We start from the raw sequence: 21,807 nt of genomic DNA on the forward strand, positions 1-21,807 counted from the left end.
GGTCAGTCCCTTCCTTGAATCTGCTGTTCTCCTTATTATCGGCAGGCTAGAACTTTTTCTTAACCACCTTGTCCAAATGATCCAGCATGATTCCCGTACCCTTGACAACGCAGTGCATCGGGTCCTCAGCCACCCAGACCGGAACATGCAGCTGTTCGGAGAGCAGCTCGTCCAGTCCGTTAAGCAGGGCACCTCCGCCGGTCAATACAACTCCACGGTCAATGATATCTGCCGACAGCTCAGGAGGCGTACGCTCCAGCACTGACTTGGCCGCAGCCACAATCGAAGAGACCGGGTCCCACAGCGCTTCCTTCACCTCGCCGGATGAAATAGTAAGGGTCTGGGGAAGTCCGCTCACCATATCACGCCCGCGGATATCCATCTCTGCCTTCATCCCGCCCGGACGTACCGAGCCGATAGTCACTTTGATATCCTCCGCTGTGCGTTCACCGATCAGGAGCTTATATTTCTGTTTAATATATCTTAAAATGGCATCGTCGAACTTGTCCCCCGCGATTTTGATGGAAGAGGCGGTAACGACGTCGCCCATGGACAATACGGCTACATCCGTCGTTCCGCCGCCAATATCGACGACCATATTTCCGCTAGGCTGATAAATGTCCATACCTGCGCCAATGGCTGCAGCTTTGGGCTCTTCCTCCATGAAAACCTCTTTGGCCCCGCTGCGCTCTGCCGCCTCACGGATGGACTTCGTTTCCACAGAAGTAATATTGGTGGGAGCACAAATCAAAATACGGGGCCGCGAATACCAGGTCCGGCCGCCAACGCTGTCAATAAAGTATTTGAGCATCATTTCCGTAATGGCAAAGTCGGCGATTACACCGTCACGGAGCGGACGAATCGTCGTTATATTTCCAGGTGTCCGCCCGACCATCCGGCGTGCCTGTTCACCAACCGCAAGGACCCGCTTCGTATCACTTTCAAGTGTGACCACGGAAGGTTCATCCAGAACGACTCCCCTTCCCTTGACATGAATGAGCACGTTGGCTGTGCCGAGATCGATTCCGATATCCTTGCTAAGCATAATGAAAGAGCCCCCAAAGTGTTATTTTAAATGAGAAAAGAAGATTGTACCAAATTTAAAAATACCATACTTTAGGGGGTGAGTACAATGGACTAAACCTGAATTATGGCGCGAAAATCCGAAAATCTTATGGCTTTGAGGCTACGGCAACCTCACGCTTCTTACCTGTGGTTTTCTTATATTTAATTTTTGTGGCTTCTCCCCCCCGAAGATGACGGATGGACTTGTGATATTCGAGAATGTGCTTCACCTGATCAGCCAGATCCGGATTGATTTCCGGCAGCCGTTCGGTTAGATCTTTATGCACCGTGCTTTTTGAAACGCCAAATTCCTTGGCTATGGTCCGGACCGTGTGCCTGGTTTCCACGATGCAGCGTCCGATTTTAATGGTACGTTCCTTGATGTAATCGTGCACGCTCCCGCCTCCCAACTGTGAATAGTTTGGTACATTATATGAGGGGCGGGCCTATATATTCGCGCTTTCAGGACATGACAAGCTCAGGAAGGCTCATTTTATTTGTCGGACAACCCAATTCACTGCATTTCACTGCCCCATTTCCAGAATAGAACCTGCCGGACTGTCCATTTCAGGTCAAGAATACCAGTTAGCCCGTCCTTACAAATTCATAAAAAAACAGGAGGCTTCCGCCCCCTGCTGATCATTCGGCTTAGCGCTGCGGAAGCAGATCCGAAGGATTCACAATCTTGCCGTCCTCATGCACTTCAAAATGCACATGGTTGCCAAGACCCTTCTCCATCTCATTGCGCCCCGCTGCCCCCAGCATATCGCCCTGCTTCACTTCGTCGCCCTGCTTCACTTTGGTTTCACCCAGACTCTGATAGACCGTCTTCAGCTCGCCGGGAGAGGTAATCTCGATTACCTTGCCCAGCACAGCAACATCTTCCACTCTGGTAACTTCACCGCTGAGCGCCGCCTTCACATCAAACGTCTTGTTGTCCTCACGGGCAATATCAATTCCGGTATTGGTGACAAAGGTATTGTTGTACTGCACCATCGCCGCAATATGATTCTCTTCCGTGCCGTTCTCATCGTAGTACGGTTTGACCACTTCCACTTCACTCGGGCTGGCTACCGGCCAGACCAGACTTTCGGCGGATGCGACAACTTCCAGAGCTTCGGGATCACCGCTGGCAGCTCCTGTCTTGCTGCCGGCCTCACCTTGGGATACTACCGCGGCGTTGTCAGGATTCAGCGGCTTCTGGCCGGCATCCTGATAGACCCACACCAAGGTTAGTATAAGTGCCGCTGCCGCCGTGTAGACTGCCGGGAATACCCACCGTTTGGATAACAGTCTGCTCCATGAAGAAGGCTTGGCGCCTGAATCTCCCTGCTTGTTTTTGAGAGATTCATCATGGGTTGATTTGATTTTGTCTTGTTCATTCATATGGTTATCACCTCAGTAACCAGTGTTACCGGGCGCTTCGCTTTTATACGTATCTTGCAGATTATTTTTTCAGGAGAGTTGAGATTCCGGTAAAAGAGACCCCGCTGTAGTAGTGTTTGAGAATCTGTGTGGCCGTCTTTCCCTGCTTCGCCATTCCGTTCGCCCCCCACTGGCTCATGCCGACACCATGCCCGTTACCATACGTGGTGATCAGTACCTTCCCCGCTTGGCGCTTCCAAGTGAACTGGCTCGAGCGCAGCCCCAGCTTCTCTCTCACTTCCCGCCCGGTAAACACCTTTCCTCCGATAGAGATCTGTTTGATCCGGTGGCCGGCTGTAAGCGACAGTACCTCCGCTGGCAAGCTGGTGGAGGATTGAGAGGAGACCGGCATTGCCTTGCCCGAAGCTCCCAGACTGGCAGACACCGAAAGGTCCTTGGTCCCAAGGCCCAGCTTGCTGCGCAGCTCCGAATTACTGAAGGTGTAGGTTACCGCCAGGTTCGGGGTGATCCGCAGCTCCCACGGGCTGGCTACACTGCGCAGGTAGGGGACCGCAGCGTTCCAGTACTCCTCGGAGTTCTCGGTATACCCTCCGCTGGAGGCGAAGAAGGAAGCCGTGATCGGCTGCCCCTGATAGGTCATGATCGTCCCGCGCGTCTCCAGGGCCGCGCGGCGGATCTTCGCCAGTCCGGCGCGCTTGCTGCCGGACGCCCAGTCCCGTTCCAGCACGGCCTTCGATACGTAAGCCTGATGGCTTACCGTATCGCTCACATCTGCTTCGGGAACGGGTACCCCGCTATGGTCGCCGGCGGCCAGACGGCGGGCAATGAACGTGCGGGCCGCTACGGCCTGCGCCTTGAGCGCTTCGAGCTCAAATTCGGCCGGCATCTCGGCCGCCAGTACGCCGCTGACGTATTCCTCCAGCGGCAAGGTCTCGATTTGTCCGCTCCGCGACAAATAGACGGAGACCTCCGGCTGCGGCGCCTCTGCGGCAGCCGGTGCCGGCGGCGCCGGAGAGGCCGTGGCCTGCGGCACGGCCGGGGGCGCCGGCGGCTGTTGTCCCCCGCGCTGCGGGACAACAGCCAGCGGCAGCAGCAGCGCCGCCAGCAGGGGCGCTGCCAGCCAGGCGGCGGGGGCCAGCCGCCGCAGCGGGTGTGCGCCGCGCCGCGCGCGCGCTACGCTGCGCGGACGCTTCAGGATGCGCCGCAGGTTGATTAACTCTTTCATCTCTATGGCTCCTTCCGTAAGCACCGGTGATTCTTATAGATATGAATTTGCGGCACCTGCTAGAACGGGATTTTGAGAGAAAGAGAGTTGCGGAATCCCCCCGGAATATATAAGTTATACTCTCAAAATAACCCCACAAAGTGGGGCTTTAGCTTCGATGATGACTCAGGTACTTTGCGGGGACCCCAAAACATATAAATTCTTATCTTTCTATAAAAAAAGGACCAGCCGCTAAGCGGCTGGTCCTAATATTTTTAAGAATAACTATTATACCCAAGAAGGCTGAATCTGGAAACGTGGTCTGATCTCTTCGGCTTTGGAGGATTCGCTTCTTGCCGGTTCAGGCTTAAGCGCTTCTTCCTTCGCAGCAGGAACAGCCGACTCTTCCATGGAAATACGCCATATGTCCGCACCAAGTCCTGACAGCTTCTCAGCCAGGTGCACATACCCGCGGTCAATGTGATGCGTTCCGCTAACCTCTGTAGTGCCTTCCGCCACAAGTCCTGCCAAAATTAGCGCAGCCCCTGCACGCAGGTCCGTAGCACATACCTTAGCGCCGACCAGACTGGCATTGCCGGTCACGATCGCAGAACGGCCCTCAATCTTGATCTCCGCGTTCATGTTGTGGAATTCATCCACATGCATGAACCGGTTCTCGAAGACGGTCTCTGTCACTACGCTCGTTCCTTCCGAGCGGAGCAGCAGCGCCATCATCTGTGACTGCATATCTGTCGGGAATCCCGGGTAAGGTAAAGTCTTGAGATCGACAGCCTTCAGCGGCTTGTCGCTGATGACACGGACTCCGTTCTCATCCGGGATAATCGTAACGCCCATTTCCTCCATCTTGGCAATCACCGGACCCAGATGGTCGGCAATAGCTCCCTCAACATACACATCACCGCCTGTAATCGCCGCTGCCGCCATATAGGTTCCAGCTTCGATCCTGTCAGGAATGACATGATGTCTTACGCCGTGCATACGCTCGACGCCTTCAATCCGGATTACTCCGGTACCGGCTCCGCGTACAATGCCGCCCATCCCGTTCAGGTAATTGGCAAGGTCGACAATCTCCGGCTCTTTAGCCGCATTCTCAATCACTGTGGTGCCTTCGGCAAGCGCGGCAGCCATCATTATATTTTCGGTCGCACCTACGCTGGCAACATCCAGATAGATCTTCGCTCCGCGCAGTCTTCCGTTACTTTTCGCATCGATGTAGCCCTGGCCCAGACTGATCTCGGCTCCAAGCGCTTCAAAACCCTTTAAGTGCTGGTCAATTGGCCTAGTTCCAATGGCACAACCGCCAGGCAGAGAAATACGAGTATGCCCCATACGGGACAGGAGTGGGCCCATAACCAGGAAAGAAGCCCTCATTTTGCGTACCCATTCATATGGTGCTTCACAGGAAGTAATATTAGTAGCATCTACTTCAATCACATCGTTCTGGTATGTAATACCTGCACCCAGAGATTCCAATACCTTGTTAATCGTCATTACATCGTCTAACGGAGGTGCGTCCACAATGACGCTAACTCCTTCTTCTGCCAATAGAGAGGCGGCTATGATCGGTAGTACGGAATTTTTTGCGCCGCTAACTTTCACGCTCCCGGTCAATCTGTTGCCACCGCGGACGATAAATTTGCTCATTTCGGTTTCCCTCCGCGTCCATTATTTCTGAAATTAATTTTGAGGTTAAAATTCGTCTGTTAAGATATTGAATATTCCGTCATTGCGTCTTAGGTGCAGATTCCTTGCTTAACTTCAGTGTTCACATAATAAAACCTTATTATTCGACACTTTTTTCACTGCATCAGCCTATACAGATATAACCAAAGCTGCTTCTGTTAAAACATCCGTCCTATAAGTCCGCTCCAGCCCAGATAATCAAGCAGGAACCCGGCCACGAAGTGACCCAGAACAATCGCCAACAACAGGTGCAGCAGTCTGCCCTGAGGGCTCTTGGGATATCTTATGACCAAATCCAGCTTAAGGTTCTGAAGTGACCACCAGGATAATGCAACGCAGATCAAAGAGATAACCATCGATATCATATTGCTGGTGCCGATCGCACCCGACAACTCAGCGGATAAGCGTGTGTTCATATTAGCCCCCTGTGTTAGGTACTCGGAAATCGACTCTTATATCATACTTGTGCAGGGGAAAAGAATCCAGTACTTTTACGAAATTTTAAACAATTGGGTCTTTATATGCAGATCTGATGACGATATGTTCATAATCTGCTAGATTCGCGCACAGCAAAATTCCCCCACAAAGTGGACTTTAGCTTCGAAGATGACTCAGGTACTTTGCGGGGGGCCCCAAAACATATAAATTCTTTCAAAAAAAGCAGTCAAGCCCAGGGCTTGACCGCTTATCTGCTACTGTTGTCCTTTACCGGTCGAAACTTTGATCCGCGTTACAGCACGCTGCAATGCCAGCTCCGCACGGCGGTGATCGATCTCATCCTGCTTGCTTTGCAGCTTAAGGCGGCGCTCAGCCCGCTCCTTAGCCGCTTCAGCGCGCTCCACATCAATATCCCGGGGCAGCTCAGCACTTTCAGCCAGCACCGTTACCTTATCTTTGTGCACTTCAACGAAACCGCCATGCACAGCGATGGAGACTGTAACACCGTCCGCCTTAACGCTAAGCGGAGCAACCTGAAGCGGGGTGACGAGCGGAATATGCCCCGGGAGAATCCCCAGCTCACCATTCACGCCGCGTACCGTCAGACTGTTCACTTGCTTGGAGTAGACCAAATGCTCCGGAGTAACTATTTCGAGCAAAAAGGTATTCACTTCCATTCCTCCTCAAAGCTTTACAGAATAAAGCCCGATCCCCCAGCATAAGCATGCTTAGGGTTACAACGTTTTCGCTTTTTCCACTGCTTCTTCAATTGTGCCTACGAACAGGAACGCTACTTCCGGAAGATCATCATGCTTGCCTTCGAGGATCTCCTTGAAGCTGCGTACGGTTTCTTTGATCGGCACGTATTTACCTTTGAAGCCAGTGAACTGCTCTGCTACGTGGAACGGCTGGGACAGGAAGCGCTCAACCTTACGGGCGCGGGATACAATCACCTTATCCTCTTCACTCAGCTCATCCATACCCAGGATGGCAATGATATCCTGAAGCTCGGTATAACGCTGCAGCAGCTGCTTAACGCCTTGTGCCACGTTATAGTGCTCTTCGCCGACGATTTCCGGTGCCAGCATCCGCGAGCTGGAAGCGAGCGGGTCAACCGCAGGGAAGATCCCTTTTTCGGAAATTTTACGCTCCAGGTTGGTCGTTGCATCCAAGTGGGCAAACGCCGTAGCCGGTGCAGGGTCAGTATAGTCATCCGCAGGTACGTAGATCGCCTGAATGGAAGTAACGGAGCCTTTCTTCGTGGACGTAATCCGCTCCTGCAATTGGCCCATTTCTGTAGCCAGTGTAGGCTGGTAACCTACCGCAGAAGGCATCCGGCCGAGCAGGGCTGATACTTCGGAACCCGCCTGGGTGAACCGGAAGATGTTATCGATAAAGAGCAGCGTGTCGCGGCCTTCCACATCACGGAAATATTCCGCCATGGTCAGACCAGTCAGTGCTACGCGCAGACGCGCGCCCGGAGGCTCATTCATTTGTCCGAAGACCATCGCTGTTTTCTTGATAACGCCGGAATCGGTCATTTCGTGATAGAGGTCGTTCCCTTCACGTGTCCGCTCGCCAACGCCTGCGAATACGGAAATCCCGCCGTGTTCCTGTGCAATGTTGTTGATCAATTCCTGAATAGTTACTGTTTTACCAACGCCGGCACCGCCGAACAGGCCGATTTTACCGCCCTTGGCATACGGGGCCAGCAAGTCGATTACCTTGATTCCGGTCTCCAGTACCTCTGCCTGAGTAGACAACTCATCAAAGGTAGGAGCCAAACGGTGAATCGGGTTTCTTGCAGCTACCACTTCAGCACCGTTATCAATTGGATTACCAAGTACGTTAAATACGCGGCCAAGTGTTGCTTCACCAACAGGAACCGAGATCGGCGCTCCCTGGTCAATCGCATCAATACCGCGTACCAGTCCATCTGTAGACGACATGGCGATACAGCGCACCAAGTTATCTCCAAGATGATTGGAAACTTCAAGAGTCAGATCCATGTTGCGGCCATCGCTGAGGCTCGCAACAATTTTGATGGCGTTGAATATCTGGGGCAACTGGCCGCGTTCAAATTCAATATCGACAACCGGACCCATAATGCTCACAACGCGTCCTTTGTTCATCTTCATTTCCCTCCTCGAAAGCTGTTACATATGGACCTTAAGCCCACTCCTATTAAGACTGCGCGTTTGCACCAGCCACGATCTCGGTAATTTCTTGCGTGATAGCCGCCTGACGGGCACGGTTATACGTAAGTCTAAGTTCTCCGATCATTTTTGACGCGTTCTTCGTTGCACTGCCCATGGCTGTCATTTTGGCTCCCAGCTCACTGGCCTTGCCGTTCAGAAGAGCAGCATAGATTAAAGTTTCGGCGTATTTAGGTAGCAGAACCTCCAGTACGCCTTCAGGTGAAGGCTCGTACTCATAAGCTGCAGCTGCTCCGTGATGCCCGCCTTCCCCAACACCTTCCATAGGCAGAAGTCTGTCTACAGTCGGAATCTGGCTGATCGCATTGACAAACTGGTTGTAGCAAATGTAGATCTCATCATAGACACCTGTCTCGAACTGGTTAACCGCCGAATAAGCAATCGACTTGATGTCGGCAAATTTCGGGGTATCGGACAGCTCGGTGATTTCTTCTACAATGGGATATTCACGGCGCCGCAAAAAGTCACGGCCTTTGCGCCCGATCACAAACAGCGCATACTCATCCTTGGACTTATGGCGTTCTGCGATCAGTATCGTTACTTTACGCAGAATGTTCGCATTGTAGCCGCCGGCAAGACCTCTGTCCGAGGTGATGATCAAATAACCTGTTTTTTTGACAGGCCGGCTGACCAGCATCGGGTGCTGGAGATCCTGCGTACCGGCAGCAATACTCGAGACAACCTCCTTCAGCTTCTCTGAATACGGACGGGCTGCTTCTGCCTTCTCCTGTGCCTTGCGCAGCTTGGACGCAGCGACCATTTCCATCGCTTTGGTGATCTGTCTGGTGTTCTGAACGCTCTTAATTTGACGTTTAATATCGCGCATGCTTCTTGCCATGATTTCACCACCTCTGAGCTTTGGCGTAGCCAAAGCTAACTTCGTAAGCATAAGCTGAGCTTTGACGTACCAAAGCTAACTTCATAAGTATAAACGGTAATCTCTATATATTAGCTTGTAGCAAAGCCTCTTTTGAATTTGTCGATGGCTTCCTTAAGAGCAGCTTCGTTGTCTGCTGTCAGATCCTTGGTATCCGTGATGGATTTGAGGATGGCGGCTCCGCTGCTGTCGATAAAGGCCAGGAATTCCTTCTCGAAACGCTTAACGTCCTTGACAGGAATATCATCCAAATGTCCTTTGACAGCGGTGTACAGACTAACCACTTGATGCTCAACGCCAAGCGGCTGATTCACGCCCTGCTTCAGAATCTCCATCATACGCGCACCGCGGTTCAGACGGGCCTGTGTTGATTTGTCCAGATCAGAGCCGAACTGGGAGAAAGCCTGAAGCTCACGGTATTGAGCCAGATCCAGACGCAGGGAACCGGCGACCTTCTTCATGGCTTTGATCTGTGCGGAACCCCCTACACGGGAAACGGAGATACCAACGTTGATCGCCGGACGCTGCCCGGAGTTGAACAGATCAGATTCAAGGAAGATTTGGCCGTCTGTGATCGAAATTACGTTCGTTGGAATGTAAGCCGATACGTCAGAAGCCTGTGTTTCGATGAATGGCAGGGCGGTTAATGAACCTCCACCAAGCGCATCGCTAAGCTTGGCCGCACGTTCCAGCAGACGGGAGTGCAGGTAGAATACGTCACCAGGGAAAGCTTCCCGGCCCGGTGGACGGCGGAGCAGCAAGGACAATTCGCGGTAAGCCGAAGCTTGCTTGGAAAGGTCATCATAAATGACAAGCACATGCTCGCCCTTATACATGAAGTATTCGCCCATAGCACAGCCTGCGTACGGAGCAATATAGAGTAGCGGAGAAGGCTCGGAAGCCGACGCGGTTACAACGATAGTGTAATCCAGCGCGCCATGGCGGCGGAGGGTTTCTACTACCTGTGCTACAGTAGATTGTTTTTGTCCGATAGCAACATAGATACACTTCATGCCGTTGCCCTTCTGGTTGATAATCGCATCAATTGCGATTGCTGTCTTACCTGTCTGACGGTCACCAATGATCAGCTCGCGTTGTCCACGGCCGATTGGAACCATGGCATCGATTGCCTTTAGACCCGTCTGCATTGGTTCGTGTACCGACTTACGGTCGATAACCCCCGGCGCGTTATGTTCAACCGGACGGAATTCCGTAGTAGCGATTGGACCCTTGCCGTCAAGCGGCTGACCCAGTGCATTGACTACGCGGCCCAGCATGGCTTCGCCGACCGGAACCTGCATGATCTGGCCGGTACGTTTGACCTGATCGCCTTCGCGGATCTCTTTGTATTCACCTAGAATAACAACACCGACGTTGCTTTCTTCCAGGTTAAGCGCCATGCCCACTACACCGTTGGAGAACTCCAGCAGTTCCCCTGCCATTGCGTTTTCCAGACCGTAGACACGGGCGATACCGTCGCCGACTTGAATGACGGTGCCAATTTCGGCCACTTCGATATCGGCTTTATATTGCTCAATTTGACTTTTGATCAAAGTGCTGATCTCTTCAGGTCTGATGCCCAATATCCTCACCCCTATCTTCTTTGCTTATCATTAAAGGATTTCTCAAGACGCGTAAGCTTACCAGCCAGACTTCCATCATATAGCGTATCGCCGATTAGGACCTTCAGTCCGCCCAGAAGGCTTCTATCCACTACATTGGTTACACGAATCTTACGGCCAGTAAGCTGGCTGAATTCAGCCGCAACACTATCCTGTTCAGCTTGATTCAGGGAATAAGCGGAATAGACAGTAGCGTAGCCAATGCCAAGAGCATCCCCTTCAATCTTGATATACTTGGCAAGCAACTCTTCGAAAATATCGGTTCTGCCCCGCTCTACCAATAATTGTACCGTGTTCATGACCGCTTCTGAGACTTTACCTTGAAGTGTCCCGCGCAGCACATTCAGTTTGTCGGATTGCGAGATGCGGGGCGCCAGGATAAACCGTTTCACCTCTGCATCGTTATAAAGCACTTCGACGACTAATTTGAGCTGTTCCTCCACTTGAAGTGTAATGCCTTCATCGACTGCTGCACTGTACAAGGCTTTGGCATAGCGCCCGGCAACTACCGTATCGCGGCTCATGATCGGCCTCCTACCTCTTTGAGGTATTGATCAACAAGCTGTTCCTGCTCGCCGTCAGCTGCAACTTCCTTCTCAAGCAGCTTCGAGGCAATGCGGACCGAGGCTGTACCCAGCTCGCTGCGCAGCGCTTCGACCGCTTTATTCTTCTCGTTCGCAATGTCACGTACCGCTTCATCTTTCAGACGGCTTGCTTCCACATGAGCCTGCTCGAGAATCTTGTCAACCTGGTTGTTGCTGGTAGCCTGGGACTGCTGAATGATAGCCTGTGCCTCTTGGCGCGCCTGCTGCAGGGCCTGCTTCTGCTCTTCTACATAAGCGACCGCCTGCTCTCGGGTCTTGGCTGCTTCATCCATTTGCTGCAGCACCATTTCGCGGCGCTTCTCCATAATTCCGAACAGCTTGCTGAAGGCAAATTTGCTGAGCAGGAAGTACAGAACTCCAAATGCAACAATGGAAAATACTATATTGGTCCAAACGATATTCACTGAGGTCACTCCCTTCCGTTACCGCGGCTTGCGGACATATACAAAAGTAAGGCGCGGATGGCACTTGCCCTCCCCGCCAAACCGTAAAAACGGTTTATTAAGTAAACATGATCAGGAACGCGATAACTGTAGCGGCCAAAGGAATAACTTCCACGATACCTACACCGATAAACATTGTTGTCTGCAGTGCGTTACGTGCTTCCGGCTGACGGGCGATAGATTCCACCGTCTTGCTGACGATCATACCGTTACCCAGACCTGCGCCAAGTGCGCCCAAACCAACCGCGATTGCTGCTGCTAAAAATTCCATTTGTAAATATCCTCCTTTAATTTCGGTTCTTTGTGTAATGTCTTAATAATATAAAATCTCCCGCGAAGGTTTCCGGCACCTGCCGCTATCCTCACGGCAGCTTATTAATGCGCTTCTTCCTCGTGGATCGTCATCTGTGCGATGTAGACCATCGTCAGAATCGTAAAGATAAAGGCCTGAAGCGCCCCGACAAAGATACTGAAGCCTTGCCAGATGGCCAGGAACGGAATACTGAACAGTCCCAGCTTCAGAATGACAGTAATCAGAACTTCGCCGGCGAAAATGTTAGCGAATAGACGAATGGCAAGCGCCACTGGCTTCGCCAGGTTCTCAATGATGTTCAGCGGCAAGAAAATTGGAAACGGCTCAATATAATGTTTGAAATAATGCTTGCCGTTCAGCTTGATCCCTAAGTAGTTCATGAGTACAAACACAACGATCGCAAGTCCTGCGGTTACGTTGATGTCTGCGGTCGGCGATTTGTACCACAGAATCTCAGCATGCGCGCCATCAGCCAGGTTCTTGGTTGCTTCGATAACATGTCCGAAGACTGTAACTGGACCATCGGCCTCTGTAATAACGGAAAACGGCAGACCAAGGAGATTGGAGACGAAGATAAACAGTATCAGCGTCAATCCCAGTGATATGTAAGGCTTTCCTTTCTTCAGATCCATGGCGCTGCTGATCAGCCCCTGTACAAATTCGACCACCCATTCCATGAAATTCTGGAGCTTGGATGGATTCTCAACCGACAGGTTGCGGACGGACAGCATGACCAGTACGAATACAATCACCGAGCTGATTACCAGCATCAGCACAGCAGACAGGTCGATTGGTATTCCGCCAACATAGATTAAAGGCATTTCGTGCATAGTATCATCCCCCTTTCTCGTTAATATGGCTACAGCTTATTCTTGATTCCTAGATATATCCCCACGGGAATAGCCAGAAGCTGGGGGATGAACAGGCCGATAATCGTTGCCTCCAGCGAAAAATGCTCATATTTGACTGAAAACATGGTAACCAGAATTCCAAAACTGATTCTTGTAGCAAAACCAAGGCTGAAGGAGCTCTTCCCTTGCTTCGCCACCGCTGCTGTCACTCTTCTGACCTTGAGGGCTAGATAACGGAAATTAACCAGTCCTGCCAGCAAGCCGAGTGTCATTCCCAGAGTAACTGCACGGGTCTCATGATGGAGAGCCCACCCCATTACCAATCCTGCCATAATGATTACTGTCACCCTGGTGACGATATTGATTACGGGAGTCATATTATCCATTTTGCTCCCCCAAAAATTTTTTGATTAGCAAAGCAACATTCACAACGCCGAGAATCAACCCGGCAATCGTTCCGATAGCCAGCCAAAAGGCAGGTCCGTCCATCAGATTGCGCAGCCACTTTGCCACAAAAAAGCCTATTACAATGTAAGCGGCGAGCAAGCTGCCCGCACCCCCGAGTACTAGAGCAGTTCGCCCCAGTCCAGGCTCATCCTTTGGTTCCTTCATAGGCTACAATCCCAACTAATTTTACTGAATATCCAGACTCTTTGTCAATTCACAGAAAATTGCCCAAAATCGCATGAAAATATGAAAATAATCACAGCAAAAAACACCAAAACCATATAAACCGTACAGTTTAACTGTATGCTGCTTTTATTAACGTTAGTATATTAGTTGTCTTGCCCTGTTTTATCATTTGTGAACATTGTGTGAAATTCTTCCGGGCGCTCTGGAACAGCTCCGAAATGGTGCAAAATCGCATTGACAATTCTTTCGGAGGCTTTGCCGTCTCCATACGGGTTGGCGGCCCGGCTCATCGACTGATACAGGTTCTGATCGGTCAAAAGAGCATGTGTCCGTTGATACACCTTCTCCTCGTCCGTCCCCACAAGCTCCAGTGTTCCGGCCTCGATCCCTTCCGGGCGCTCGGTTGTATCACGCAGCACAAGCACAGGAACTCCAAAGGAGGGAGCTTCCTCCTGCAGGCCGCCGGAATCGGTCAATATCAGGTGGGTATGCGGATAAAAGTTATGCAGATCAACGACATCCAGCGGATCAATCAGCTTGATTCTAGGGTGTCCGCCGAGGATCTCATGCGCCGGTTCCTTCACTGCCGGACTCGGGTGCACGGGATACACAATGGCTACATCTTCAAATTCATCAGCGATTCTTTTGACTGCACGGAAAATATGACGGTGCGGTTCGCCTTGGGATTCTCTGCGGTGCGCCGTCATCAAAATAAGTCTTTTTCCTGAAGCAAAATCAAGGACCGGATGCCGGTAGTCCGGCTGTACGGTATATTGAAACACATCAGTTACGGTATTGCCTGTGATATAAATACTTGATTCTTTTTTGTTCTCGTGTCTCAGGTTGCCCGCTGACCAGTGAGTCGGAGCAAAATGCAGATCAGCAAGCACGCCTGTCAGCTGACGGTTCATTTCTTCCGGATAAGGCGAAAGCTTGTTCCATGTCCGAAGACCTGCTTCCACATGCCCAACCTGAATCTGCTGCAGGAAAGACGCATAGCTGGCCAGGAAGGTGGTCAGGGTATCGCCATGCACAAGCACGAGGTCCGGCTTCACTTCGCGGAGCACGGGCTCCAGGCCTTCGAGCACCCGAATCGTGATCTCGTTAAGCGTCTGGCGGTCCTTCATTACGTCCAGATCATAATCCGGGGTAATCTTGAATACCTCGAGTACCTGATCCAGCAGCTCTCTGTGCTGCGCAGTTACACAGACAATGGACTCAATCTGCTCAGGATGTCTGTTCAGCTCCAGAACCAGAGGCGCCATCTTGATCGCTTCGGGGCGCACTCCGAAAATCGTCATTACTTTAATTTTGGACATAAGCCCTTCCCTCTCTTCTGAAAACCGTGGTCTATTGGGTTGATACTATTATTATCTGTGCTTCTTACTTGGTACCGTACAGTCTGTCCCCGGCATCTCCGAGGCCTGGAACGATATAGCCATGATCATTCAAATGATCGTCAAGTGCTGCAACATAGATATCCACATCCGGATGAGCAGCTTGTACAGCCGCAACGCCTTCCGGGGCAGCAATCAGGTTCATCATCTTGATCTGGGTGCAGCCGCGGTTCTTGAGCGAGGTAATCGCTGCAATGGCAGAGCCGCCTGTAGCCAGCATAGGATCAATTACGATTAACTCACGTTCTTGGACATCCGTAGGAAGCTTGATGTAGTATTCTACCGGCTGCAGGGTGTCCGGATCACGGAACAGGCCCACATGGCCTACCTTGGCTGCAGGAAGCAGCTTAAGCACACCTTCGAGCATCCCCAGACCGGCGCGCAGAATCGGGATCAATCCCAGCATTCTCCCCGAAATTACCTTGCTTTGTGTTTCAGCCACCGGCGTCTGCACCGTAATGGTCTCCAGCGGAATGTCACGTGTAATCTCATAAGCCATAAGTGTTGCTACTTCGTCGACATGCTCCCTGAATTCTTTTGTGTTGGTCCGCACATCGCGAATGAATGTCAATTTGTGCTGAATCAATGGATGATCGCAAATCACCAATTTTCCCATGTTGTCCCTCCGGTAATTGTAAGTCTTATTTATAGCCAAAGTAAGCGTTCTGCTTCTCAGGTGGCTAAATCCTATCTATTATATCATCACCCTGACTGCTTTTCACCTACAGATAGACAAATCTGCAGGTCCCCCCGCTTACTGGGGATTACCAGCCCATGGAAGCTTAAGGCAATATAGCCACCTCTCTGGATATAAAACAAAGCTTAGTTTGTACGATTAAGCGCTTTTAATACTATTCACATTTCTTTCACTAGTTTTTATGAAAATTCCATGAACTTTCATAACGTTTTCAACATAATTCATGGCGTTTTCTCAGCAGCTATTTGTGAACATTATGTAACAGCAAACAAGTGGAAACACTTTGCTGTCCTTTTAAAGGACGGTACCGTTTCAGCGAGAAATAGAAGGATAATTTATAGTGTGAAATATATACAATATATTTAAAAAAGCCCTTGCGTAAATCCGGCGGAACCGGACACGCAAAGGCGATGTTAAAGGGATGGGGATTAGTACTGCAATCCAGGGTAAATCGGATATTGTTCAGTCAGCTTCGCTACCCCGCTTGCTGCCTGGGTCAAGTTAGCTTCATCCTGCGGATTCTTCAGGACCTGTGCAATAATCTGACCGATCGTTACCATAGCCTGCTCATCCATTCCGCGCGACGTAACAGCCGGTGTGCCGATGCGGATACCGCTGGTGACAAACGGGCTGGTCGGGTCAAACGGAATCGCGTTCTTGTTGACTGTAATTCCGATGGAATCCAGCACCTTCTCGGCGTCCTTGCCGGTAATGTTCAGGTTGCGGGTATCGAGCAGGATCAGATGGTTATCGGTTCCGCCGGATACAATATTAATGCCTTCGCCGACCAGGGTCTCCGCCAGCACCTTAGCGTTCTTAACTACGTTCTCGGCGTAAGTCTTGAATGAAGGCTGCAGCGCCTCACCGAACGAGACAGCCTTGGACGCAATCACATGCATCAGAGGTCCGCCCTGAGAACCAGGGAAGACTGCTTTATCAATCGCAGCAGCCCATGGCTGTCTGCACAGAATCATCCCGCCGCGCGGACCGCGCAAGGTTTTGTGCGTAGTTGTAGTGACGAAGTGGGCATGAGGAACCGGGCTCGGGTGAAGACCGGCAGCCACCAGACCGGCAATATGGGCCATATCGACCATGAACAGGGCACCTACATCATTCGCAATCGAACCAAGTGCGGCAAAATCAATCGTACGCGGATATGCGCTCGCACCGGCAACGATCATTTTGGGACGGTGCTTGAAGGCGGCTTTGCGCACTTCATCATAATCGATCAGGAAGGAATCCTCCTGTACGCCATAAGCCACGAAGTTATACAGAATTCCGGAAGCATTCACCGGGCTGCCGTGAGTTAAATGGCCGCCATGCGCCAGATTCATACCGAGAACGGTATCGCCCGGCTTAAGCGCAGCCAGGTATACAGCCATATTGGCCTGTGCGCCGGAATGCGGCTGCACGTTGGCATGCTCGGCACCGAACAGCTCCTTGGCACGGTCGCGGGCCAGGTTCTCTACGATATCGACATCTTCACAGCCGCCATAGTAACGCTTGCCGGGATAACCTTCGGCGTATTTGTTCGTAAGCACGGAGCCCATGGCCTCCATGACGGCTTCACTTACAATATTCTCTGAGGCAATAAGTTCAATGTTCGCACGCTGGCGGCTCAGTTCGAGGCCCATCGCTTCCAGTACTGCCGGGTCACTTTTACGCAATTGTTCCATGTTTCTAATTTCCTCCCTGTAACTCTGATTTTATGTGGTGTTAGTTAAACCCTCTCACTTCAGTCACAATTCGCGGAACCGCTAGTCTCAGGCGTGCGGTACACAGCCCGTTCCCCGCCGATCAGCGGCGGTCTGCTCCACGCGGCATTTACCCGGGCAGCCCCGATAACCCGCAGGCTTGGCCGGTAAGGTACGGCAATCCTACGCAGATGCATGCCAATCAGGGTCTCCCCGATATCTATACCGGCATGAGCTTCAATGGTCTCTGCCAGTACCGGGTCTGTCATGGACTTGTAGGCCGCAGCAGCCATGGAGCCTCCGGCTCCCGGAATGGGTACAGCCGACACCTCTCTAAGGCCAAGGGCTTCCAGCAGGGCGCGTTCCATCACCAGCGAACGGTTCAAATGCTCGCAGCACTGGTAGACCGGGTGAAAACCAAATTCATCCGCAATCTGCGTAATCCCCTCCAGCAGCTGACGTGCAACCTCCAGCGCTCCGCCTGTCCCAATCCGCTTCCCTGCCACTTCGCTTGTGCTGGCTCCGACGACCAGGATCTTCCCCGGACCGAGCTTGCCCGCTACTGCAAGTTCACGCGTTACCGCAGCAGTGGCTGCGGCCAAAGAAAGTTCCCCGCCGCCCGTTAGCTGCTGCTCTGCAGCCGCCTTACCGGATAAGCGGTCATCCCCTGAATTCTGCTTCAGGACTTTCTCCATCTTACCGCCCCCTTCAACCGTTTCTGATTTCCATGGAGATGCAACTTTTAAACAAAAAAGAGCAGTCCGCAGGTTGAACTGCGGATGTGCTCTTTTGCCCAGGCGACCGGCCGTTTATTCCAGGTGCTCCATCGTGGTTTCATCCACACTTGTCGCCAGTTACACCGGAACCGGATCATATTTATTACATCTTAAGGGATAGTCAGCAAAAAATCAACCACTTCAAAGCCGTCTTAGCGATTCAAGCTTATCGAGCAGACCGTACAACGCCGTACGGATCTCAGCCGCCGCCAGCTCGTAATCTTCACGCGAGCCGCCGAACGGATCACTGATATCGAAGCTGGGGATACGCTGGCGGATCTCAATCATCCGCTGCATAGCCGCAGCATCCGGCTCGGTGCCCAGGGCCAGATTCAGCTCTGCCTCCGCATACAGGCTGTCCAGCTCCCGGATATCGGCATTCACGGATTCCTGCGTCTGGACATACTCCTTAAGGGTATGGGTCTTGGTAACGGCGTCAGGAAAATACTGCAGCAAGTGCCGTTTATGTGCTCCTGTCAGGGTAAGGATCAGATCAGCCCAGGCCACCGCCTCCCCGTCCAGCTGTGAGGATACGATGCGGTCCTGAATCCCTTCATCCTGCAGAATGCCGCCAGCATGTCTGGATATGGAAGTACCCGGGACAGCAGAAACTCCGGCAGACCGCACCTCCACATGAATGCCCCGCTCCTTCGCAAGCTTCCGCAGAAGCCCTTCGGCCATGGGACTACGGCAGGTATTACCTGTGCAGACAAATAAAATATGCAGCAACCTTTCCACCTCCGGTAAACATTATAATTTCGGTATAAAGCTAAAAAATCGTGGGTATTGCCGTTATTGTATCAGAAGATGAACATCAAACCAAACGCCAGCAGGATGGCTCCGCCCAGCGCTTCCCCGTATTCTCCGAGTCCGCGGCTTACCCGACGGCCCAGCAGCAGCCCCGTAATCGACATGACACCGCCGCAGGCACCGAAGGCCAGCACGGTTAGTATAATACTATTCACAAACATCCCGAGTGAAACCCCGACCGAGAAAGAATCCACACTTACACTGAGCGAGATCAGCAGCATCCCCCAGATCGTCCGGTGATCCATCTGCCGGCTGCTGCCGCCGTCGTCCTGGCGGAAGGAATTGAACACCATATGTCCGCCCAGCAGAACCAGCAGGGCTCCGGCGGCATACGTGGTAACCTGTCCCAGCAAATGGCCGACATAGCTGCCCGTGAACAGGCCCAGCAGCGGCATCAGTACATGAAAAAAAGCAATCAGCAGGCTAAGCTGCAGCACATGCAGCAGACGGATGCCCCTCATCCCGATGCCTACGCCCAGCGAGAACGCATCCATCCCCAGCGCAACTGCCATAATAGCTATTGTTACTAACTGGCCCCAGCCCCCATATATTCCGTCCCAGCCCATGAATAACCCTCCACCCTGAGTCCGTAAGTTCTTGTACAACAACGATATGCGGACAAGATGGTATTCATGACTGTGAGGTGGATGGCAGGTGGGGCTGGAGGGAGCCAGAGCCTGCGTGAAATCAGGTGTATCAGCTTATCTGAAAATTCATTTTTCGGGTTTATCGAAATATTCCTTTGACTTTTTGAGGATGTCCAGCTCCTCCTCCATCTCGGCCAACTGCCCCTCCATCTCCGCCAACTGCTGACCGTGTTCCTTCAGTTGACGTTCAAGCTCTCTGACTTTGTCCTGATCGGCTTCCTGATCCTTTCCACTCATAGAAGCACCTCCTTCCAGCGGCTTAACAGGCGGACACGGTTCATGCTAACAGAGCAGCCTGCTAACCGGCGTCGATTACCGTATCACCGGCGGCTTTCATCAGCCGGTTCATGATGGCTGCGCCGAGGCCCGTGACCGGGCAGGCCTCGGCCAGAATGTACGTGGCCCCCGCTTCATCAAAACGCCGCAAGGCGGCATACAGGAAGCGGGCCGCCTCCTCCGGCGAGGACAGCGAGCCGAGAGACACCGTGCAGGCAGCCGGGTCGGCGGGATACAGGGCCCTATGCTCCTCGAAGAGGAGCAGGCCCGTGATCTCGCCCGCCCGCTGCGCCGCCTGCAGCAGCCCTGCGGTGGTCTCCGCCACGCGCTGCGCGGAGGAGCCGCGTACGATGCCAAGCGCGCCGCGCGGGGCATAGTGCGTGTACTTCATGCCCGGCGCGCGCGGCGCCGGGCTGCTGCCGGCGGCCGGCTTCGCGGCGGCCGCTTCAGTGCCGGTCACCGCCGCGAGCTGCTCGGCGGTGATGCCCCCGGGACGGAGCACGGCTACCGTCCCGTCGGGCTGCACCTGCACTACGGTCGACTCCAGGCCGACCCCGGCCGCGCCACCGTCCAGAACCCCGCCGATATATCCGGCGAGGTCTTCCAGCACATGGGCGGCCAGCGTAGGACTTGGCCGCCCGGAGCGGTTGGCGCTGGGCGCAGCAACCGGACAATCCGCCGCGCGCAGCAGCGCAAGCGCCACCGGATGATCCGGCATGCGCACGCCAACCGTATCCAGGCCTGCCGTCACCAGCGGCGAAAGGACGCCGGGCCGCACCGGCAGTACCAGCGTCAGCGGGCCGGGCCAGAAGGCATCGATCAGCGCCGAGGCCACCGGATGCACCTCCGTCACCAGACGTTCAAGATCCTCCCGCCGGGCAATATGCACGATCAGCGGGTTGTCCGAGGGACGACCTTTGGCTGCGAATACCGCTTCAACCGCTGCTGTATTCCGCGCATCTGCACCCAGTCCGTACACCGTCTCCGTCGGAAAGGCCACCGTCTCCCCGTTCCGCAGCAGCGTTGCCGCTTCTGAGATCATGCCCAGGTCACTCCCGCCCGGCTTCCAACTGGCAGAACTCCCCAATCCGCCATCTGTTCCCTCCTTACCGGAAGCAAGGCTCCAGTACAGAGTAGACTCTATATGACCGCTGCGGCGCTGGGCCGCGAACGGTGAATGCTTATCTTCTGTCATCTATCATCACTAGCTTTCTAATTGAATTATTACGCCAAAAACGGCCCCCTCAGGCGGAGCCGCTTCTGCTCAAGTGCTGCAATCATCGTACCATATCCGGCGCAAAAACTGTAGAATCCAATATGCGTCTACACCATCCTTCTCAGGACATTCAGGCGAACAGCCCGCAGATCCAGCTCCAGATATTCTTCAGCAGCTCCCACACGAAGAACTTCACCTTCGGTGTCTCAGCAGCATCACCCGAGATTCCTTCCTTGTTAGCAGAATCCGAGAGACTGGATACTGCCCCTTGCGCTGTTCCATCCGCACCCTTCACCTTCGCGCCGTCTCCCGAAGCCTTGGCTGAGACCTTAGTAACATCCTTAGCTCCAGCCTTCGCAGCAGCCGGTTCCGCAGCCGCAGCATCCCCGGTTCCCGCATCGATGAAGCAAAGCGGCGGAAACAGCACGCACCACCAGTTCTGTCCCTTACCTGCTCCAAGCGTAACCCGGACAGCCTCGTATTCTCCGGCAGGGTAGACCCGGCCGCCATACATTTTGGTCGGAAAAGGAACCGTGCCCAGCTCCACCTGATAGCCGTATTCAATCCCGCGCAGCGCCAGCTCTCTGCCCACCAGCTCATTCAGCTCCGGCAGGTGATTACGGATCAGGGCACGGGCCTGCTCCAGACTCTGCGGATCTTCCAGTCCGGCCACCCACTGATTAATCTGCTCCACGATCCGGTCACGAATCTGGCGCTTCACCAGCTGATCCCCGGTGCCGTCCGAATTCGCCAGAATACGCAAGCGGATTGACTCCTGCGGGATGGATACCTCTGCAACAGCAGCATCACTTTTTTGCCCTTCCCAGGCCATCATCAGAATCATAAAAAAACAAATTAAAATGGCAGTATACTTAAAGGTAATCCGCAGGGAATCCCCTCGCTCCAGCTTAACATCCTCCATCTTCCGCAGCCCCTC

The 21,807-nt window shown here is 53.0% G+C and carries 25 protein-coding genes and 1 riboswitch; all 25 genes read right to left on the reverse strand.

Annotation, left to right across the window (positions count from 1 at the left end; all coding sequences use genetic code 11):
- Positions 1-46: 46 nt before the first annotated feature.
- Positions 47-1,045 (reverse strand): rod shape-determining protein MreB, encoded by a 999-nt coding sequence (mreB, locus tag NYE24_RS17215; RefSeq protein ID WP_036699265.1) that lies wholly within the window; start codon positions 1,043-1,045, stop codon positions 47-49.
- Between the two features lie 127 nt (positions 1,046-1,172).
- Positions 1,173-1,460 (reverse strand): sporulation transcriptional regulator SpoIIID, encoded by a 288-nt coding sequence (gene spoIIID, locus NYE24_RS17220; RefSeq protein WP_019915029.1) that lies wholly within the window; start codon positions 1,458-1,460, stop codon positions 1,173-1,175.
- 253 nt (positions 1,461-1,713) lie between these two features.
- Positions 1,714-2,451: a M23 family metallopeptidase gene (locus NYE24_RS17225; protein ID WP_036699267.1), complete on the reverse strand. Its 738-nt coding sequence runs from the start codon at positions 2,449-2,451 to the stop codon at positions 1,714-1,716.
- 61 nt (positions 2,452-2,512) lie between these two features.
- The gene (spoIID, locus tag NYE24_RS17230; RefSeq protein ID WP_342479178.1) at positions 2,513-3,676 is read right to left on the reverse strand and encodes a stage II sporulation protein D; all 1,164 of its coding nucleotides are present in this window, start codon (positions 3,674-3,676) and stop codon (positions 2,513-2,515) included.
- A 267-nt stretch (positions 3,677-3,943) separates the two neighbouring features.
- Positions 3,944-5,320 (reverse strand): UDP-N-acetylglucosamine 1-carboxyvinyltransferase, encoded by a 1,377-nt coding sequence (gene murA / locus NYE24_RS17235; protein ID WP_036699206.1) that lies wholly within the window; start codon positions 5,318-5,320, stop codon positions 3,944-3,946.
- A 197-nt stretch (positions 5,321-5,517) separates the two neighbouring features.
- Complete coding sequence (locus NYE24_RS17240; protein ID WP_036699207.1) at positions 5,518-5,775, reverse strand: DUF1146 family protein; 258 nt, start codon at positions 5,773-5,775, stop codon at positions 5,518-5,520.
- 276 nt (positions 5,776-6,051) lie between these two features.
- Entirely contained in the window at positions 6,052-6,468 is a 417-nt protein-coding gene (locus tag NYE24_RS17245; protein WP_036699230.1) for a F0F1 ATP synthase subunit epsilon, read from the reverse strand.
- Between the two features lie 63 nt (positions 6,469-6,531).
- Positions 6,532-7,929: a F0F1 ATP synthase subunit beta gene (atpD, locus tag NYE24_RS17250; RefSeq protein WP_036699208.1), complete on the reverse strand. Its 1,398-nt coding sequence runs from the start codon at positions 7,927-7,929 to the stop codon at positions 6,532-6,534.
- Between the two features lie 52 nt (positions 7,930-7,981).
- Complete coding sequence (gene atpG / locus NYE24_RS17255; RefSeq protein ID WP_342479179.1) at positions 7,982-8,851, reverse strand: ATP synthase F1 subunit gamma; 870 nt, start codon at positions 8,849-8,851, stop codon at positions 7,982-7,984.
- A gap of 110 nt (positions 8,852-8,961) precedes the next feature.
- Positions 8,962-10,473: a F0F1 ATP synthase subunit alpha gene (gene atpA, locus NYE24_RS17260; protein ID WP_036699211.1), complete on the reverse strand. Its 1,512-nt coding sequence runs from the start codon at positions 10,471-10,473 to the stop codon at positions 8,962-8,964.
- 11 nt (positions 10,474-10,484) lie between these two features.
- A complete protein-coding gene (locus NYE24_RS17265) occupies positions 10,485-11,036 on the reverse strand; it encodes a F0F1 ATP synthase subunit delta (RefSeq protein ID WP_036699212.1) in 552 nt (183 codons plus the stop codon).
- Complete coding sequence (gene atpF, locus NYE24_RS17270) at positions 11,033-11,521, reverse strand: F0F1 ATP synthase subunit B (RefSeq protein WP_036699213.1); 489 nt, start codon at positions 11,519-11,521, stop codon at positions 11,033-11,035. The genes NYE24_RS17265 and atpF overlap by 4 nt, the downstream gene beginning before the upstream one ends.
- Positions 11,522-11,618: 97 nt before the next feature.
- Positions 11,619-11,831: a F0F1 ATP synthase subunit C gene (gene atpE / locus NYE24_RS17275; RefSeq protein WP_036699216.1), complete on the reverse strand. Its 213-nt coding sequence runs from the start codon at positions 11,829-11,831 to the stop codon at positions 11,619-11,621.
- 104 nt (positions 11,832-11,935) lie between these two features.
- Positions 11,936-12,703, reverse strand: coding sequence for a F0F1 ATP synthase subunit A (gene atpB / locus NYE24_RS17280; protein WP_036699217.1), 768 nt, complete (start codon positions 12,701-12,703; stop codon positions 11,936-11,938).
- A 29-nt stretch (positions 12,704-12,732) separates the two neighbouring features.
- Complete coding sequence (locus NYE24_RS17285) at positions 12,733-13,110, reverse strand: ATP synthase subunit I (protein ID WP_036699219.1); 378 nt, start codon at positions 13,108-13,110, stop codon at positions 12,733-12,735.
- Entirely contained in the window at positions 13,103-13,336 is a 234-nt protein-coding gene (locus tag NYE24_RS17290; RefSeq protein WP_342476276.1) for an ATPase F0F1, read from the reverse strand. Before NYE24_RS17290 ends, NYE24_RS17285 begins: the two co-directional genes overlap by 8 nt.
- A 164-nt stretch (positions 13,337-13,500) precedes the next feature.
- Positions 13,501-14,676 carry a UDP-N-acetylglucosamine 2-epimerase (non-hydrolyzing) gene (wecB, locus tag NYE24_RS17295; protein ID WP_036699220.1) on the reverse strand — a complete coding sequence of 392 codons (1,176 nt, stop codon included), beginning with the start codon at positions 14,674-14,676 and terminating at the stop codon, positions 13,501-13,503.
- Positions 14,677-14,740: 64 nt separating this feature from the next.
- Entirely contained in the window at positions 14,741-15,370 is a 630-nt protein-coding gene (upp, locus tag NYE24_RS17300) for a uracil phosphoribosyltransferase (RefSeq protein WP_036699222.1), read from the reverse strand.
- A gap of 509 nt (positions 15,371-15,879) precedes the next feature.
- Positions 15,880-17,127: a serine hydroxymethyltransferase gene (gene glyA / locus NYE24_RS17305; protein ID WP_036699223.1), complete on the reverse strand. Its 1,248-nt coding sequence runs from the start codon at positions 17,125-17,127 to the stop codon at positions 15,880-15,882.
- A 59-nt stretch (positions 17,128-17,186) separates the two neighbouring features.
- Positions 17,187-17,840 carry a TIGR01440 family protein gene (locus NYE24_RS17310; protein WP_342476277.1) on the reverse strand — a complete coding sequence of 218 codons (654 nt, stop codon included), beginning with the start codon at positions 17,838-17,840 and terminating at the stop codon, positions 17,187-17,189.
- Positions 17,841-17,929: 89 nt separating this feature from the next.
- Positions 17,930-18,013, reverse strand: a riboswitch (ZMP/ZTP riboswitch).
- Positions 18,014-18,062: 49 nt separating this feature from the next.
- A complete protein-coding gene (locus tag NYE24_RS17315) occupies positions 18,063-18,650 on the reverse strand; it encodes a low molecular weight protein arginine phosphatase (protein WP_036699224.1) in 588 nt (195 codons plus the stop codon).
- A 71-nt stretch (positions 18,651-18,721) separates the two neighbouring features.
- Positions 18,722-19,297, reverse strand: a complete 576-nt coding sequence (locus NYE24_RS17320; protein WP_341027370.1) for a manganese efflux pump MntP family protein — start codon at positions 19,295-19,297, stop codon at positions 18,722-18,724.
- Positions 19,298-19,444: 147 nt separating this feature from the next.
- On the reverse strand, positions 19,445-19,615 hold the full coding sequence (locus NYE24_RS17325; protein ID WP_143804353.1) for a V-type ATPase 116kDa subunit family protein: 171 nt from the start codon (positions 19,613-19,615) through the stop codon (positions 19,445-19,447).
- A 61-nt stretch (positions 19,616-19,676) separates the two neighbouring features.
- Entirely contained in the window at positions 19,677-20,696 is a 1,020-nt protein-coding gene (locus NYE24_RS17330) for an L-threonylcarbamoyladenylate synthase (RefSeq protein WP_342476278.1), read from the reverse strand.
- A 304-nt stretch (positions 20,697-21,000) separates the two neighbouring features.
- Positions 21,001-21,792, reverse strand: a complete 792-nt coding sequence (gene spoIIR / locus NYE24_RS17335; RefSeq protein WP_342476279.1) for a stage II sporulation protein R — start codon at positions 21,790-21,792, stop codon at positions 21,001-21,003.
- Between the last annotated feature and the right edge of the window lie 15 nt (positions 21,793-21,807).

It is taken from the genome of Paenibacillus sp. FSL H7-0350, assembly GCF_038593195.1.
GTDB lineage: Bacteria > Bacillota > Bacilli > Paenibacillales > Paenibacillaceae > Paenibacillus_AQ.